Annotated in this window: 13 protein-coding genes and 1 tRNA gene; 5 read left to right on the top strand and 9 right to left on the bottom strand. The window is 54.4% G+C overall.

The window, feature by feature from the left end:
- Positions 1-533: 533 nt before the first annotated feature.
- The 3 genes from NST43_RS05235 to NST43_RS05225 form a co-directional block, all read right to left on the bottom strand.
- Entirely contained in the window at positions 534-1,847 is a 1,314-nt protein-coding gene (locus tag NST43_RS05235; RefSeq protein ID WP_339222951.1) for an amidase family protein, read from the bottom strand.
- A gap of 181 nt (positions 1,848-2,028) precedes the next feature.
- On the bottom strand, positions 2,029-3,606 hold the full coding sequence (gene ggt, locus NST43_RS05230; protein WP_339222949.1) for a gamma-glutamyltransferase: 1,578 nt from the start codon (positions 3,604-3,606) through the stop codon (positions 2,029-2,031).
- A gap of 223 nt (positions 3,607-3,829) precedes the next feature.
- On the bottom strand, positions 3,830-4,207 hold the full coding sequence (locus tag NST43_RS05225) for a PH domain-containing protein (protein ID WP_036696174.1): 378 nt from the start codon (positions 4,205-4,207) through the stop codon (positions 3,830-3,832).
- Between the two features lie 456 nt (positions 4,208-4,663).
- Between NST43_RS05225 and NST43_RS05220 the strand changes: the two genes are divergently transcribed.
- Both NST43_RS05220 and NST43_RS05215 read left to right on the top strand, forming a co-directional pair.
- Complete coding sequence (locus NST43_RS05220; RefSeq protein ID WP_339222946.1) at positions 4,664-6,616, top strand: ABC-F family ATP-binding cassette domain-containing protein; 1,953 nt, start codon at positions 4,664-4,666, stop codon at positions 6,614-6,616.
- A 44-nt stretch (positions 6,617-6,660) separates the two neighbouring features.
- Positions 6,661-7,134, top strand: coding sequence for an ASCH domain-containing protein (locus NST43_RS05215; protein ID WP_339222945.1), 474 nt, complete (start codon positions 6,661-6,663; stop codon positions 7,132-7,134).
- Positions 7,135-7,230: 96 nt separating this feature from the next.
- Here NST43_RS05215 and NST43_RS05210 read toward each other — a convergent pair whose 3' ends face one another.
- The 3 genes from NST43_RS05210 to NST43_RS05200 form a co-directional block, all read right to left on the bottom strand.
- Positions 7,231-7,386, bottom strand: coding sequence for a hypothetical protein (locus NST43_RS05210; protein ID WP_155991586.1), 156 nt, complete (start codon positions 7,384-7,386; stop codon positions 7,231-7,233).
- 203 nt (positions 7,387-7,589) lie between these two features.
- Positions 7,590-8,207, bottom strand: a complete 618-nt coding sequence (locus tag NST43_RS05205; RefSeq protein WP_339222943.1) for an NUDIX hydrolase — start codon at positions 8,205-8,207, stop codon at positions 7,590-7,592.
- A 50-nt stretch (positions 8,208-8,257) separates the two neighbouring features.
- The gene (locus NST43_RS05200; RefSeq protein ID WP_339225337.1) at positions 8,258-9,208 is read right to left on the bottom strand and encodes an RNA methyltransferase; all 951 of its coding nucleotides are present in this window, start codon (positions 9,206-9,208) and stop codon (positions 8,258-8,260) included.
- A gap of 317 nt (positions 9,209-9,525) precedes the next feature.
- On the opposite strand from NST43_RS05200, the gene NST43_RS05195 reads away from it, so the two are divergent.
- On the top strand, positions 9,526-10,881 hold the full coding sequence (locus tag NST43_RS05195) for a dipeptidase (RefSeq protein ID WP_339222942.1): 1,356 nt from the start codon (positions 9,526-9,528) through the stop codon (positions 10,879-10,881).
- A 766-nt stretch (positions 10,882-11,647) separates the two neighbouring features.
- Here the strand turns inward: NST43_RS05195 and NST43_RS05190 are convergent.
- The 3 genes from NST43_RS05190 to NST43_RS05180 form a co-directional block, all read right to left on the bottom strand.
- Positions 11,648-11,721, bottom strand: a tRNA-Gly gene (locus NST43_RS05190).
- 77 nt (positions 11,722-11,798) lie between these two features.
- Positions 11,799-13,922, bottom strand: coding sequence for an EAL domain-containing protein (locus NST43_RS05185; RefSeq protein WP_339222941.1), 2,124 nt, complete (start codon positions 13,920-13,922; stop codon positions 11,799-11,801).
- Between the two features lie 187 nt (positions 13,923-14,109).
- Positions 14,110-15,069 carry an aldolase catalytic domain-containing protein gene (locus NST43_RS05180; protein ID WP_209991543.1) on the bottom strand — a complete coding sequence of 320 codons (960 nt, stop codon included), beginning with the start codon at positions 15,067-15,069 and terminating at the stop codon, positions 14,110-14,112.
- 218 nt (positions 15,070-15,287) lie between these two features.
- On the opposite strand from NST43_RS05180, the gene NST43_RS05175 reads away from it, so the two are divergent.
- On the top strand, positions 15,288-15,530 hold the full coding sequence (locus tag NST43_RS05175) for a FeoA family protein (protein WP_339222940.1): 243 nt from the start codon (positions 15,288-15,290) through the stop codon (positions 15,528-15,530).
- Positions 15,527-17,539, top strand: a complete 2,013-nt coding sequence (feoB, locus tag NST43_RS05170) for a ferrous iron transport protein B (protein ID WP_339222939.1) — start codon at positions 15,527-15,529, stop codon at positions 17,537-17,539. Before NST43_RS05175 ends, feoB begins: the two co-directional genes overlap by 4 nt.
- The last annotated feature ends 26 nt before the right edge of the window (positions 17,540-17,565 follow it).

The following is a 17,565-nucleotide window of genomic DNA, read 5'->3' as shown; positions in this document are numbered from 1 at the left end:
TTCGATTCATATGTTACTTTATGTAACATTATAGATAAAATGACCGCTGTTGGAAAGAGAAAAGTTAAAATAGGATTAGTTTATGTTATATATTATTACGTATAAGTAACAAACGGCAGCATCGACCCTCATTCGGTCCCTTGGAGCTGCATTCGGCCTGTTCATCCCCGCACCGGCCAAATGTATGCTGTTTTTCACATACATTCGGCTCGCTCACCCCCGTACCAGCCCATTTGGCACGTTCACCCCCGTACCAGCCCATTGTATGCTGTTTTTCACATACATTCGCTGCGCTCATCCCCGCACCGGCCCATTGTATGCTGTTTTCCGCATACATTCGGCTCGCTCACCCGCCACCGGCCCATTGTATGCTGTTTTTCACATGCATTCGGCCCGCTCCCCCCCGTACCAGCCCAATGTATTCGGTTTTCCACATACATATGGTCCGAGCACCCTCGCCCAACTGACGGATCTCCTAACGATCAGCAAAAAGCCCTGGTTCTCTTCGTTCAGAGAACCAGGGCTATGACTTCTTACTTCCATACCTCCTGTATCCATGACAGGAGCCTCAGATCTTGTCCGTGCCCGCCGATGACGGACAGTCCCAGCGGCAGTCCGCCGGGGCCGGGCACTGGCAGCGTAACCTGCGGCAGCCCGGCCAGTCCGGCCAGGCAGCTGAGCATCATGGCGCTGCTGCGGCTCCGCTCCAGCTGCCCGGGTCCGGCGCCGCGCAGCGGGGCCGGACCCGGCACGGTCGGAAGGACGAGACAGCCGTCCTTCCCGAGCAGCACCCTCAGCCGCTGAGTGATCCGGCTGCGCAGCATACCGGCCGGGCTGTGATCCGCCCCGGCTAGCCCTGCCGCCCAAGCGAACCGGGCGGCAATATCCGGCCCGAAGACCGGCTGCTCCCGCCCGATCCACTCCCCATGGGATGCCCAGATCTCGGCACCCTGCAGTTCGCGGAAGGCGTCCATCCAGGTCTTCAAGCCTTCCGGGGCAACCACGGCTTCAGCAGCCTGTAGCGAAGCGCCCGCTTGAAGCTTGTCCAGCCCCCGCCTCAGGTAGTCTGCACAGTCCTGCTCCACAAGCGCCCAGCCTTCCGGGGGGAAGAACATCTGGGACAGCCTGAGGTCTGCGCCGGACTCTTCAACCGACTCGCCACTGCTCTGCTCCATACTATTCTCCATGCCCTGGGCGATATCGCCTCTGTCCATAGACCCGAGTAGATCGCCCGCCTTCTTCCGATTCTCCCCGCCCTGCGCATCTCCGCCGCTGTCCACAGGCCCGAGCAGAATACGCCCCGTCTTCAACAGCAGCTCCGTGCTTCCAGCGATCCAGCCCACCGTGTCAAAAGCCGGGGCCAGCGGAATAACCCCCTCCAGGGATACCGCCCCGTGCGATGGACGATAACCAAACACACCGCAATAAGCGGATGGAACCCGGACAGAGCCGCCCGTATCCGTACCGAGGGCAAAATCTACACTTCCCGAGGCCACCGCCACCGCTGACCCGCTGGACGAGCCGCCGGGAATCCGGTTCTCCCCGTGCGGATTCACTGGCGTACCGTAATGATAGTTCTCTCCACCAAGGCTGTACATCAGCTCATCCGTATGGGCAGCCCCCCGCAGCGCAGCTCCGGCATCCAACAACCTGCGTACAGCAGCTGCATGGGAGTCCGCCGGTTCGTGGCTGCGCAGCCAGTCCGGGTTACCGGCGGAAGAGCGGTGCCCGGCCACTGCGAAGACATCTTTTACCGTGAAGGTCAGACCGAGCAACGCCCCGTGTCCGCTGCCGGGAATCTCCAGCTCCGGGACCCGGAATGCACCGTACCGATTATCAAGAACCATGCTGCTCCACCTCTCCCTCCCGGACAAACCGGATCTATCTCCCTATCTCCCTATCTCCCTATCTCCCTATCTCCCTATCTCCCTATCTCCCCATCTCCCCATCTCCCAACTTCCTTATCCCCTTATCCCTCAGTCTCCCTATCGCCCTACTCCATATCTCCCTGCCACGAATTCATTCCCTCTACCACCCGATAGCCGCTCCATCAGAGCGAGGGTCCGTCCCCCCGCTACGGTAGCCGTTACTGTCAATCGAGATGGCATGGGCGTGCCCCATCACCCCGTCATAGCTCTGTGCCTCACGGACCAGATGCCCCGCCTCCGCCAGCTCCGCCCGCACCGCTTCCGCCACCCGGTTCTCGATCCGCAGCTCCTGAGTCGGCTCCCCCCAGGTTCTGCCCCAGACGAAGCGGGGTTCACTCACCGCAGTCTGCGGGTCCATCCCATAGTGAAGCATGCGCGTGAGCAGCAGGGTCTGCGTCTGCGGCTGTCCTTCACCGCCCTGTGTGCCATAAAGATAGGCTGGCTTTCCGTCCCGGCAGGCCATCGCCGGCATCAGCGTGTGGAAAGTGCGCTTATGCGGCTCCAGCGTATTGACATGGGCGGGATCAAGCGAGAAGAAGGAGCCACGGTTCTGAAGCAGAATTCCCGTATTCCCGGCCACCACCCCCGACCCGAATTCGAAATACAGACTCTGGATGAACGACACCGCGTTGCCCTCTTCATCCACCACCGCTGCGTAAGCTGTATCCCTTCCAACCGGTTCGCTGCTGAGAGCAAGCGCCTTACGGGGAGAAATCGCCGCCGCGAGTTGTGCCGCATAGGGCTTACTCAGCAGACGGTCCAGCGGAATACTGCGGAAGGACGGGTCGGTGAGCACCTGGTCGCGGTCACGGAAACTCAGCTTCAGTGCCTCCACCAGCAGATGATAATACTCATAGGAGCCGTGCCTGATCTCCGCGAAGTTATAATGCTCCAGGATATTAAGCGCCATGAGCGCCGTGAAGCCCTGCGAGTTCGGCGGAACCTGATAGACGGTATGCCCATGGTATTCAGTCTGAAGCGGCTCCTCCCAGCTCCCCTGATGGTCCGCGAAATCATCGCGGGTCAGATAACCCCCGGAAGCCTGCATATAATCACTGATTTCTTTCGCAATGCTCCCTTTATAAAAAGCATCCCGGCCTCCCGCCGCAAGCGTCCGCAGCGTCCCGGCCAGCTGCCGCTGCACAAACCGCTCTCCCGCCGCCGGAATTTGGCCGCCGGGAAGATACACCGCCGCCGCTTCAGGCGACAGCGCGGCTCCAGCCAGAACGCTGCCGCCATGCTGATCCGGCGACAGCGGAAAGCCCCCGGCGCTGTAGCCGATAGCCGGCTCCAGCACCTCGGCCAGGGTCAGCCGTCCATACTCCCGCTGGACGGCTGACCAGCTATCCGCCATTCCGGGCACCGTAATGGCGCTGCGCACACCCCGCCGGGGGATGGCCTCCTCTCCGGCATAACAGTCCCGGCGGACGGCGTAGCCCGAGCGTCCGCTGCCGTTGTAAGCCCGCACGCGCCCTTCGCTGGCGCTGTACCCCAGCCAGAAGGCGTCGCCGCCGAGCCCGGTCATATGCGGGTAGACTACAGCCAGCGCCGCGCTGACTGCAACGGCCGCATCATAGGCGTTGCCGCCTTTGGCCAAAACTTGCGCGCCCGCTGCCGAGGCCAGATAGTGCGGGCTGACCACCATCGTTTTCGTTCCGATTACAGGTCCTCTTCTCATATCCCGCCCCCCTCCCTGCCGCTTAAGTTAGTGTCATTTAACAGCAGGCCCGGAACCCCTGTCAACGACTTCCGCAGGACCGTACATTTGCTGCCGCTTATTTTGTGAGCCATGCACAAATTTCAGGATGGAAGCAGGCCCGGGCCTGCCATTCCTTCTATCCGTCTGTTATATAGAGCTGCAGCAGACTACAGCCATAGTACGCCCTGTCTGTGCGCCCCCCTTATTTCAGGATATATTGCGACAGCACAGCCTGCACTTCATAGATATCGACCGATTTGTTGAAGGTTTTCTTCAGCGGAAGCCCCGCGCCCGAGATATACAGGCACAGCTCCGCATCCAGGTCGAAATGCCCCGCCGTCTCCACGGAATAATGAGTGATGCTTTTGTAAGGAACGGAGTGGTATTCGGTTTTCTTGCCGGTCATGCCCTGCTTGTCTACAAGAATCAGCCGCTTGTCTGTGAAAATAAACATGTCCCGGACCAGCTTATATGCGCGCTCAATCTTTTCATTCGGAGCCAGAATCCGTCCGTATTCCCGCTGCACCTCCCCCAGCTCCACCTGAGTTGCATTGCCCAGCAATCCGTTAAAAATCGCCATAGCTCTCCTCTTTTCCCGCAGCCGTTATAAGGGCACCGCCCCTTCGCCACACTCCATACTACTTACAGAAGCATTCATTTATGTCTGGGCGGGAACAATTCTCCTTGCTTATTCCGGGATTTTTGGTTACACTAGCTTTAAATTTATCAAAAAGGAGGTGTAGGAGAATGGATCACAATCGGACCAACAGTGTTAGCAGCCGGCTGATTAATATTATGGCGGGCATCGTTCATGTAAAATCGGACAACGGGAGAAGTCTGTCCATTTACACGAACTTAATAACACTACAACATTGTGAAATGCCTTTCTCGCCTACACTTCAACGGATGTCTTAACCCGAAGAATTCTCAGGCCGCAGGGAAATTTCCCTGCGGCCTTTTTATGTACTTTTGACCGGATAATTCGGATAACCAGAAGCGGCGGAGCAGAGAGCATTCTAATAAAAGGAGCCTAACGATGATTATCTCATGTCAAAATATCCAAAAATACCACGGTGCCCAGCTCGTCCTGAGCGATGTCACCTTCGATATCCGCCAAGGCGAAAAAATCGGCCTGATCGGCCGCAACGGCTGCGGCAAAACCACCCTCTTCCACCTGCTGAGCGGGGAGGAACGCCCGGATCAAGGACAGCTCGCTATCCGCCGGGGCAGCGTCATCGGTCTGCTTGCCCAGATTCAGGAAGTGAACGACAACGAGACGGTCTACGCCGTCCTTCAGCGCAGCTTCGCGGAGCAGCTCGGCTGGCAGCGCCGCCTGCGGGAGCTGGAGCAGGAGATGTCATCCTCCGGTGCGGGCGAAGACGAGCAGGCCTGGAACCGGCTGCTTAAGGAATACGGCACCCTGCAGGAGAAGTTCGAGGCGGCAGGCGGCTATGAGCTGGAAGCCTCGATCCAGCGTGTAGCCTCAGGGCTGGGGATTGGAACGGAGCAGTACGACCGCCGCTTCTCCTCCCTCTCCGGCGGAGAGAAGACCAAGGTAGGGCTGGCCGAGCTGCTGTTGCGCCGTCCCGACATCCTGCTGCTCGATGAGCCGACCAACCATCTGGACATGGAGGCTATCGAGTGGCTGGAGAAGTTCCTCCAGAGCTATGATGGCACGGTTCTGGCAATCTCCCATGACCGTTATTTCCTGGATGCCGTGGTGAAGAAGGTCATTGAGATTGAAGACGGGGAGGCTTTCACCTTCCATACGAACTACAGCGGCTATCAGGTAGAGAAGGAAGCACGGCTCCTTCAGCAGTTCGCCGATTATCAGGAGCAGCAGAAGAAGATCAAGCAGATGCAGGAGAGTATCAAGCGGTTGATTGAATGGGGAAAGCTGAATCCGCAGAACGTTTCGTTCCCCCGCCGGGCAGCTTCCATGCAGAAGGCACTGGACCGGATGGTCAGAGTCAAACGTCCGGTTCTGGAGCGGAAGTCCATGGATCTGCAGCTCCAGCAGGAGGATCGGACCGGCAACCAGGTCGTCATCCTTGACCGGATCAGCAAGTCTTACGGGGAGCGCAGGCTCTTCTCGGCCGCCAGCGATATTCTGCGATACGGCGAGACCACCGCACTAATCGGCGGCAACGGAGCAGGCAAAAGCACCCTGCTGAAGATCATCCTCGGCCAGGAAACACCGGACAGCGGGAGCTGTACCCTTGCTTCCAGAGCCGTGGTCGGTTATCTGGCCCAGGAAGCTGTGCCGGAGGAGGGCGGCCACTCCGTGCTGCGGTATTTCCGCGAGGAGGCCGGACTTGAAGAAGGCGAAGCCCGCGGCCAGCTGGCACGCTTTCTCTTCTACGGCAGCGATGTCTTCAAGAGCATCACTAACCTCTCAGGAGGAGAATGGACCCGTCTGCGCTTCGCGATCCTGATGCACAAGAGGCCGAACCTGCTGATTCTGGATGAGCCGACCAACCATCTGGATATCGATTCCCGTGAAGCGCTGGAGGAAGCGTTGGAGGAGTTCCCCGGCACCGTGCTGGCGGTATCCCATGACCGTTACTTCATCAACCGCTGCTTCGGCAAGCTCTGGCATATTGACGGCGGACGCTTCTCCTCCTTCTCGGGTAACTACGAGTATTATAAGGAAAAGCTGGCCGAACATGCCGAAGCCGCCCAGCGGCAAGAGGCCACGCAGCCGGAATCTTCCGGGGGAGGCACCGGCAAGCCCCGCTCTGTAAGCGGGCGGGCAGAAGCATCCCCATCCGCCCCAGCCAGTCCGAACCGCAAGCCGCGTCCGGCGGCTTCGTGGGAGCAGGACATTGCCGCAGCGGAAGCACAGCTTGCTCTTATCGATGCTGAAATGCTGGACCCGCAGCTTTCGAGCAATGCAGAGAAGCTGGCCGAGCTGCAAGGAATGAGAGATGCTGCGCAGCAGAAGCTCGATGAGATGTATAGCGGCTGGTTAAGCGAAGCTGAGATGTGAATTTTAGACAGCTAAATACTATATCTAAGGTAGAGGTGACCGTAATGACATTAACCCCGGAAATTGCGAAATATTGGGAGAGTTATCTGGTTAAGCATCCGGAAGCAGCGGACAAATTCGACAGCGCTTGGGCATTCGGCGACAATCCCCGGCTGGCAGATGAGCTGCTGGATCTGGTTCTGAGAGGAATCAAGACCGGGACCGCGCAGAATTATGAGCTGATTGAAGCACAGGGGCTGACCATGCCTTTTACAGGCGGGTTATCCATACTGCTGGACAGTGAGGGGCAGCCGCGTGCGATCATCGAAACGACGAAGGTGGAGGTCGTTCCATTCGCTGAGGTAACGGCTGAATTCGCCTACTCCGAAGGGGAGGATGACCGCAGCCTTGAATCCTGGCGCTACGAGCATGAGGTGTTCTTCACCAGGGAGCTGGAGCGTGAGGGCAAGCCATTCAACCCGGATATGCGGGTGGTCTGCGAGACCTTCCAGCTGGTGCATATCAACAACGACTTGTAATTTCAGCATAAAAAGGCTGCTTCTTCACTTCGAAGAGGCAGCCTTCATTGTATATGTGTAAGTTTAGTAGTGGAATATAGCTTCTGCGGACGGGTCTTAGAAATTCCAGATGCCCATCATCCAGCCGATCAACGAGATCCATAAGGGAATACTGATCAGGACACCCCATACCAGGCCCGTGGCGATATTGCCCTCTGTAGGCCGGGTCATCCCCTCCTGCGCAAGCGGAAGTCTTAACTCTTCTTGTTCCATGCGATCCCCTCCTAAAATTCTTATCGTCAAAGCAGAGGAAAAAATGTAGACCGCCGGGCCCAAAAAGAAGTGTTTTCGATAATTTTTTTAGATATAAAGACTCAGCGGAATATCATTGTAAAGGCTTACATAAATAGTATTAACCAAAAATTGTATTGACGAAAACTAATATACACTCATGGTTATCTATTATATGCAGTGCTTTAGTCCAATATTACTTCTTTTTCGGGATTATGTAAATATTGGAATAGAGTGTGCAGCTGTTCTACCGTATTGCGCTCTTCCGACAATTCGGGCAATGCATCCTCGGCAAAAAAACCCGCACCGTTCGTCTCCACACCACCCGCCGCTTCCCCGCCGTTAATTCTGCAGAGAATGAACATTTTGTAGACATGATACGGCTCCGGCAGATGCTGATGGAATTTCTTATCCAGCACAGCAAGCAGACGGACCGCTTCCGCCTGGTAGCCGGATTCCTCGGCAATCTCCTTCACCACCACCTCGCTCGGTGACAGGCCGATGTCCGCCCACCCTCCGGGCAGTGCCCATTTTCCGTCGAGCTTCTCGTGTACGAGCAGAATTTTATCATCCTGAAAAATAACTCCCCGGACGTCCACCTTAGGCGTACTATACCCGCCTTCGCCCGCGAAGGAGAGCCGGATACGCTCCTTGCTCTCATACGTATAATTCGCCAGAATATCCACGCTCAGCTCCCGCAACGCCTGATAACGTTCAATATCGTATACATCCTTGGCATACGCCAGCCCGGTCTGGGCAATCCCTTGAATTTCTTTGGCCCAGGTTAACCATTTCGGTTCCACAAGCACACCGCCTTCACTCGGATTTGATTACGCCCTTAATTCAAGACGCTCTACTCGCACAGCATCAGATGACGGGAGAACGCACCTTTTCGCGCCACACAACGGTCTATAATTGTAAAACCGGCCGCAGCAATCATCTCATCCACCGCCTCAATCGCCACAATGACCACTCTGTCCGCAATCCGTCGCGTATGGCTCAGAATCGCAAACTGCTCTTCGGGGGTAATCCGTGAATACAGATTATAAGGCATATCCACGATGGCCGCATCGTAATGCTCCTGGATGTCTGCGATATCTCCGAGCGTAACAACGCTCTCAAAGCCGAAATGAGCGATGTTCGTCCGTGCACCAGCAGCAATTAGCGGGTTAATATCACGGCCGACAACATCGATGCCCATCGACAGCGCTTCTACCATTACTGTGCCAATTCCGCAGCAGGGATCGATCAGCTTCACACCGGGTATGCGCGGAACCGCCATATTGACCGCCGCCCGGGCTACCCGTGTGCTGAGCGCTATGGAGTAACTGCGGGGCTTTTTCATCTGCCGGAACCAGGTTGCATTGTTCTTATGATAAGGGCCGAAGTACCAGCGTCCGCCGAGCGTTACAATCCCGTACACCAGCTCCGGATGGTTTACATCTGCCTCTCCCTCAATCCGCAGGCCGATTTCCCGCTCAATCACTCTGCGCTCAGCGTATTCGATTTTATGCTCAGGAGTCAGATCATTAGTCTTCACAAAAATAACCTTGAAGCTCCGCCCCCCCAGCTCTACCTGCTCTGTCTGCTTGTAGATCTCAGGCAGCGTGTCCCCTTCGTACATCACATCAATCCGCTCTTTGATAAAAGGACTACGGCTGACATCCACCTCTACCCCGCTTGCAAATATAGCCGGAGGGATCTCCCGGCCGAACAGGCAGCGCAGCTCCATTCCGCATAACGAGGTCTCATCCGGCGAATGGGCATACGTATAAATATATATCGGTTCAACACTTGCAGGTATGTTCGTTGACACTACAATTTCGCTCCTGTCGCTTCCGCCGCGCTCGGCGGTTCCTTTGCTTAAACTAAGTAAGTCTATCACGGTTACTGCCAGTAATCAACAGCCTGCAAGGAACTGTTCCCCAAGCTACGCAGCTCGGGTCCCCCTCCGATTAACGGCTGGGACAATCCTTTTTTGATCCAAGGGGATATCTCCAGTATAATGAATGCATTACACTGCCGAACCTGAGCCGCAGAGACCCTCCGTTATGCATGTTGCCGCATAATACGGGTAGCTGTGGTATTAAGCAGCGAATTCCAAGGAGGTACATACCCACAATGTCATACGAAACTTATTTTCAGGCTGAGCGTGAAGCCCAGCTTAATGAACTCAAGCAATGGCTGGCTATCCCCAGCATTTCAGCCCTGTCCACCCACAAGGAAGATATTAATACCGCAGCCGGCTGGCTGGTTGAGACCCTAAAGCGTGCGGGTCTTGAGAATATCGAGTTGCACCCTACAGCCGGTCATCCGGTGATCTATGCAGATTACCTTCACGCTCCCGGCAAACCGACCATTCTGGTCTACGGCCATTATGATGTACAGCCGGTTGATCCGCTGAACCTGTGGACTACGCCTCCGTTTGAACCGGAGATCCGTGACGGCAAGCTGTATGCGCGCGGCGCTACAGACGACAAAGGTCAGGTATTCATGCATATCAAGGCTATTGAGGCTATCCTCAAGCAAGAGGGCACTCTGCCGGTCAACATCAAGCTCTGCATCGAAGGGGAAGAAGAGATTGGCAGCGTCAACCTGCCGCCATTCCTGGAAGCTAACCAGGACAAGCTTGCAGCAGATGCCGTTCTCGTCTCGGATACCTCCCTTCTGGAACGCGGACGCCCTGCCATCTGTACCGGACTCCGTGGTCTCTGCTCAATGGAGGTCACAGTGAACACCGCCTTGACTGATTTGCACTCCGGCTCCTACGGCGGCGGCGTTCCTAATGCGCTGCATGCGCTGGTCTCGCTGCTCAGCACCCTTCACGATGACAAGGGCCGTGTATCTGTAGAAGGCTTCTACGAAGGCGTACCTGCCCTGTCCCCGCTGCTGCGCGAAGAATTCGCCAAGCAGGGCGTAGATGAAGACAAAATCCGGACCGCCCTCGGCCTGGAGCAATTGTACGGCGAAGAAGGCTACACCTTCGTGGAACGGGTCGGCGCTCGTCCAACACTGGAGCTGAACGGCGTATACGGAGGCTTCCAAGGCGAAGGCAGCAAGACGGTAATCCCTAAAGAAGCCCATGCCAAAATTACCTGCCGCCTGGTCGGCGACCAGGACCCTCAGCACATCCTGGATGCCGTTGAAGCCCATCTGAAGGCTAATATTCAAAAGGGCGCCAAGGTTCAGGTGAAGCAGATGGAGAAGGCACGCGCCTTCAACATCGACCCGTCGCACCCGATCCTCCAGACCGCTGCCGATGCTTACGGCAAGTTCTACGGCACCCGCGCCCTCTTCACCAAAGACGGCGGATCTATCCCGATCATGGAGAGCTTCGCCCGCATCCTGAAGGCGCCGGTTGTCCTGATGGGCTTCGGACTCGATGACGAGAACCTGCACGCACCGGACGAGCACTTCAACCTGGAGAACTTCGACAAAGGCCTGCTGACCCTGGTCGAGTTCCTGAAGACCGTTTAACGTCCAAGGCAGACGGCTTACCTGTCATTTCATAAAGCCAGGCCCCCGAAGGATCGGGGGCCTGGCTTTTTCAACAGATGAATTAGCTGTGGCTGGTGTAGCCGGTGTGAGTTGTGACACCTGTGCTACTTATTCAGCTTTTAAGGTAACATCGCTGGGTTCATTTTGACTTTTCTAACGTATTATCCGGTGAATTCAGGTGCACTAATGCTCTTCATTTCTGCTTACCGTCAACTTTCAGCGAATTCAGGTGCACTAATGCTCCTCATTTCTGCTTACCGTCAACTTTCGGCTAAGTTTTATATGCTGGAGCGTATGCAGTCTTTGTGCTACTACTCACCTTTGCAATCCAGCCATCTAATTTCTCGTATGGCCACAGCTGGCGGAATCAGTGGGATTTATCCCCTTGATTTTCACGTGTAACTGACTTTCAGCTGCATCAGTGGGATTTATCCCTCTCATTTTCAACTATCGCCCAATTCAGGCCGAATTAGAGGGACTTTTACCTTTGAATGAAGCCGCACCCTACTTTCAGCAGATTTAGTTATTGTTCTGCCAGTATGTACTATCCCTTATGTTCTGTCCCTATGTACTCACGTATCTTCTATCACTAGTATCACTAGGTACACCCTCACGTCCTGCCACTACGTCTTCTTCGCCGTACCCTATCCTCACTCATCAGCATTATCCACACATTCTAGTTCCCTGCAACAACTCCGAAATAACAAAAAAAACCCTTGCGGACAAGGATTTCGGAAGTTAAGTATGGAGCGGGTGATGGGAATCGAACCCACGCTATCAGCTTGGAAGGCTGAAGTTCTACCATTGAACTACACCCGCGACTCAAATTGAGTACAAGAAACATTATAGCATCACTACGAATAAATTGCAACCCTATTAAATTCAGATACCGGAGGTTACGACGGCATTTCCAGCAGAGGCCTGAGGAAAGACTGTTCGAATTCGGCCGCCTTAACCGGCTTGCTGAACAGATACCCCTGGGCCTCATGACAATGCTGCTGGCGCAGAAAGTTCAGCTGCTCCTTGTTCTCCACGCCTTCGGCGGTAACCTTGAGCTTCAAATGGTGGGCCATCGAGGTAATCGTAGAGACGATCGCAGCATTGTTGCTGTCCTCCATGACATCCGATACGAAGGAACGGTCGATCTTCAAGCGGTCAATCGGCATATTCTTCAGATAATGCAGCGAGCTGTAACCTGTCCCGAAATCATCGATGCTGATGCATACGCCAAGTCTTTTGAGACGGTTCAACTGGTCGAAGGCGGTCTCCTTGTCCAGGGTCATACTCTCAGTAATCTCCAAGTCCACGTAGCAGGGATCGAGACCGATATCCTTCAGAATGGCATCAATTTTGCCGGCCAGATTGGGCTGCAAAAACTGGCGCATCGAGAGGTTAATGGACACGCAAATCGGATGATAGCCGGCATCCTGCCACATTTTATTCTGCATACAGGCCGTCTTAAGCACCCATTCCCCAATGGGAACAATTAGCCCGCTCTCTTCAGCGATAGGGATGAAATCTACCGGAGAGACCAAGCCGCGTTTGGGATGGTTCCAGCGCAGCAGCGCCTCCATGCCGACAATCTCTTCTGTCTCAAGCAGTACCTGGGGCTGATAAACCAAATAGAACTCCCCCCGCTCCAGCGCCCGGCGCAGATCGTTCTCCAGCTTGAGACGTTCCTTCGCCTTCATCTGCATAGCCGGAATATAGCGGCGGATCTCCACGCCCTGATCCTTGGCATTGTGCACCGCTGTGTCTGCATTCTGTATCAACTGCTCTGCCGTATCTCCGTCCCCGGGATAGATACTTACCCCCAGACTAAGCGAGATATGGTATTCACCCGACTCCAGACCTACCGGTGTCTCGAACAGACGCAGCAGCTCACCCGCCCGGACCAGACAATTCTCCAGCCCCGTACGCTCCGTCATCAGAAAAGCAAACTCGTCCGCCCCCATACTAAAGAGCTCTTCATTGACTCTAACCTCGTCCCCGATCCGCCGGGCGACCAGCTGCAGCAGCTGATCTCCTGCATAGTGACCAAGAGAGTCATTGATATTCTTGAAATGGTTGATGTTCATAATGACCAGCCCGGAGAAGCCGCGGCTTTTGTCCTGCTCGCTCTGGAGCACCACCTCTTCCATGCGCTGCATCAGGCGGCGTCTGTTCGGAAGACCGGTCAGCTCATCGTGGTACGCCAGATAATTAATCCGCGCTTCCGCCTGCTGGCTCTCCTGGAACGGCTCCTCAATCGTCAATCTGTAGACTCCGGTCAGCAGAAGATAATACGCCGCTGCGCTGCTGAGCATCCCGAAGAGATAGTCTAGCTCCCCGACACTAAACAGATTCATGAAGAAGACCTGAGCCAGCGAGAAGAATACTAGGGAACGGATAATAATCAGCAGAGAGGCCGACTTCTCATTTTTGCCCGGATAAATGATAATCGCAGCGCCAAGCAAATAGACGAACAGTATCGCCATATTCATCAGATCTCTTGTCGTTTCTGCCCACGGTTCGTCTGCCAGCCCGGAGACAATCAGGTTGCCGAGACTAAACACTGCCAAAGACAGCAGAATGACCACAAGAGAATTTCTAAATACCTTGCCTTTACCCCCGGTTCCTACGGGTTGATCTGCCCTGCTAAAAATCAGCATGATCCCCAGTGCACTGGTCAAGCGGGAGAACGTCAGGAGCCATAAGGACTGCCCCTGGCTGATATAAGGGATGATTCCGGGAATACCTACAAACCCGAGTACATGCAGGAAGTCAAAGATGCTCACTCCCAGAAACAATGCAGAGGTGTACAGCCTGGCCTTGGATAAACTATTAGCGAACAGCAGCCAGCCCTGGGCAAAAATTGCAAAACCGAACGCCACAGTGCAGCAGCCCAAAATAAGGTAAAACGCCATCAGCAAATCCTTGTCCTCTATTTGGCCCAGCGGTGTACGAAAAATCTGGATCAGAAGGAACAGCGCAGCCCCTAGAATAGCCGCATGAATCGTCTTTCTCTCTTCTTGTCTCATAAGTCCCTCGCGTCTAAAAATGATATCTATAAAATCAGATGAATGTGCATGATGTCCTATGTATAAATATCGGCCAGATGGCTCCGTAAAGTTACATTGATCACCTACAATATTGCAAGGAGGCAGCTCCGGCAGAAAAAAAGCACCTGCCTACAAATAGAGGCCAGTGCTTTCTCCTTCCAGACGGTTATTTGTCCCCGAAATTGACCTCAGGTGTTGTCAGTGTGTCATAGAAGTCAACCGCCTTATCTTTATCGGCCGAAGATCGCAGCGCCATTGCCGAGCGGGGATGCTCATCCAGCGTCCCTGTAATCATATACGGAATGATATAACCCCACTCTTCCTTTTCCCGCAGGGGAATCATCAGGTTCTCAACGATATCCAGAACAGGACGGAGCGTATAATTCGTATTCTTCAGATGGGTCACCAGCAGCTCTGTAGGACAGTTGCCTGCAGCGCGGCCCATTCCATAACAGGAAGCATCCAGTAGCTCTACCCCCTTCTCGGCTGCAATCAGCGTATTAGAGAAGGCCAGCTGAAGATTGTTGTGGGTATGCACACCGAGCCGCTTGTCCGGCAGATGTGTCTTGAACTTCTCTACCAGGTAATGAAAATCATTATGATCCAGGCTGCCGTAAGAATCCACGATATAGACTACATCAACCACACTCTCGCGGATCTGCTCGAAGGCTTCCAGCAGCTCATTCTCCATCACATTGGACAGGGCCATAATATTAATCGTCGTCTCATAGCCCAGGTCATGGAACGTCTGCACCAGCTGGAGGGCCTTGTCCACATCCTTGCTGTAACAAGCCACACGGATCAGATCGAGCATGCTCTCGCTGCGGGGCAGAATATCATTCTCGTCCACACGGCCGATATCGACCAGCGCCGACAGCTTCGTATGCCCCTTTTGCGGAATTACCTTGCGCAGGAAGTCATCATTCAAAAAGCGCCAAGGGCCTGCACCCTCTGCCCCTTTGAGCAGCTTCGGCGAGTTCTTATATCCGATTTCCATATAATCAACACCGGCTTCATTCAGTCCGGCATATAATTTCTGAACAAACTCAATACTGAAATCCCAGTTATTCACCAGTCCCCCATCGCGGATGGTACAATCGACAATTTTACTCTGATTCGTCTTCACAATCTGTTCTCCCTTCGGGGTATCATTTTCATACTATGCTTACATTATCGTTCAATCATACTTTAATGAAGAATATATTGTAAAGAAAATTTCAGCAATTCCCATATCCATTTCCGTAGAATGAAACAATGATATTAATCACAGATAATATGTAAAAAAAATGCTACATTACAAGAAATCATTGAGATTGATTATCAGTCTCTTTCGGAGGGATAACAATGGCTCTAACATCCTGCTCCTTGCTGCGTTTGCAACCAGGCTCTACCGGCTCCATTCAAAGAATCGAAGGCATGAACCCTATCTTGCGCCGCCGTCTGGCCGATCTGGGAGTATCTGAGGGTGTAATGATCCGTCTCAAGGGCAAAGGGCCGTTCATGGGTCCCATTACGCTTGAATGCAACGGTCAGCTATTTGCTATCCGGCGGAAGGAAGCATCTATGATAGAGGTGAAGGTCTCATGAGCTCTATCGCACTTGTGGGGAACCCCAACACCGGGAAAACCTCGCTGTTCAATACCCTGACTTCTTCCTACGAATACGTAGGGAACTGGGCAGGCGTTACGGTTGAGAAAAAAATCGGCAGTCTGAAGAACGGAGCCGGGAAGCTCATCGATCTGCCCGGAATCTACTCCCTTCACCCCCTCTCCCGCGATGAGGGCGTTGCCGCACAATATCTAATTGAAGAAACACCTGAAGCACTTATCAATATTGTCGACGCCTCACAATTGGAACGGAACCTGCTGCTTACCCTGCAGCTGCTGGAATACGGCAAGCCGACGATCCTCGGACTGAATATGACCGATGTCGCCAAGGCGCGCGGAATTCTGGTGAACCCCGACATTCTTAAGGACCGGCTCGGCATTCCCGTGCTGCCGCTGATTGCCCGGACAGGCAAAGGTGCCAGTCAGGTGCTTAGTGTGCTGGAGCAGCCGTCCCATATCCCGCCTGTAACCTTCCAGTTGAATTATGGCGAAATCGCCGAAGAAGCCATAGCCTCCATCATTACGCAATTGCAGCAGACCTCAGGTCTGCCTAACCTGCGCTGGGTGGCTCTGCAGCTGATGGAACAGAACCCGGTAATTCTGGAACTGCTCAAGAAGCGGATGGATATTTCCGGCTTGCTGCTAATCGCAGATGCCGCTCAGACCCGGCTGCAGAAAGAGAAGCTTGCACTCACTCTTCCCCAATGGATTCGCTCCGTCCGCATGGACTACATCCGCAAGGTATGCGCTGACGCTATAGACTCTACCCTGCAAAAGCCGCATAATCTGACCGAACGTCTGGATTCCATCCTTACCCACCATTTTCTTGGACTGCCCCTGTTCATCGTCTTTATGTATGCGATGTTCAAAACTACCTTCGACTGGATTGGCGGACCGTTATCTGATCTCTTGGATGGCTTCATCGGCGGTCAGTTCAGCGATTGGACGAATTCGCTGCTGCAAGCCATCGGGGCTTCGGAATTCACGCACGCTCTGATCGTTGATGGTCTCATCGGCGGCGTAGGCGGCGTGCTCGTATTTGTTCCGCAGATATTCATCCTGTTCCTGATGATCTCCTTCCTGGAGGATTCCGGGTATATGGCCCGTGTCTGCCTGCTGATGGACAGCACAATGGAACGGATGGGCCTGAACGGCAAGGCCTTCATTCCATTCATTATCGGCTTCGGCTGTAACGTACCGGCGATCATGGCTGCCCGGAGTATTGAACAGCCCAAGGACCGGCTGCTGACGACGCTGCTCATGCCGCTGATGTCCTGTTCCGCCCGGCTTCCTGTATACCTGCTGTTCGCAGCGGTCTTCTTCCCTGCTCAGCAAGCTACAGCTGTACTCTCTATGTATGTAATGGGTGTTGTATTTGCCCTGATTCTGTGTAAGTTCTTCTCCAAGTATCTGTTCAAGAATGAGACGTCCATCTTCATCATCGAGCTGCCTCCGTACCGGATGCCGCAGCTTAAGACACTGGGGCGCAGCACCTGGGAGAAGGGCAAAGGCTTCCTGCGCAAAGCTGGGACAATCATCCTCGCCGGCTCAGTCCTGATCTGGCTGATGTCCTATGCCGGTCCTGGCGGCCTCAATGTGGAGATGGATCACTCGTTCCTGGCGAAATTCGGCGGCTTCATTGCCCCGCTGCTGCAGCCGCTCGGCTTCGGAACATGGCAGGCCGGTTCTACCCTGGTACCCGGCTTCCTCGCTAAAGAGGTTGTAGTCTCCACCATGAACATCATCTACCATGCTCCGGATGCAGCAGGACTGGAAGGCCAGATTGCTTCAGTCTTTACACCGCTTAGCTCAATCAGCTTCATGGCCTTTATCCTGCTCTACATTCCTTGTCTGGCCACTGTCGGCGTTATCAAGAAGGAGACTGCCTCCTGGAAATGGACATTTTTCTCCATGGGTTACTCTCTGGTATTGGCCTATGCGGTGTCACTGGTGATCTATCAAGGAGGACGTCTGCTCGGATGGTCGTAGCCCCGCAGCAAGTCCAAGTTATATTG

It is taken from the genome of Paenibacillus sp. FSL H8-0332 (assembly GCF_037963835.1).
Lineage (GTDB): Bacteria > Bacillota > Bacilli > Paenibacillales > Paenibacillaceae > Paenibacillus_AQ > Paenibacillus_AQ rhizoplanae.
Note: the sequence above shows the minus strand (reverse complement) of the source record. Positions and strands in the feature narration are given on the sequence as shown.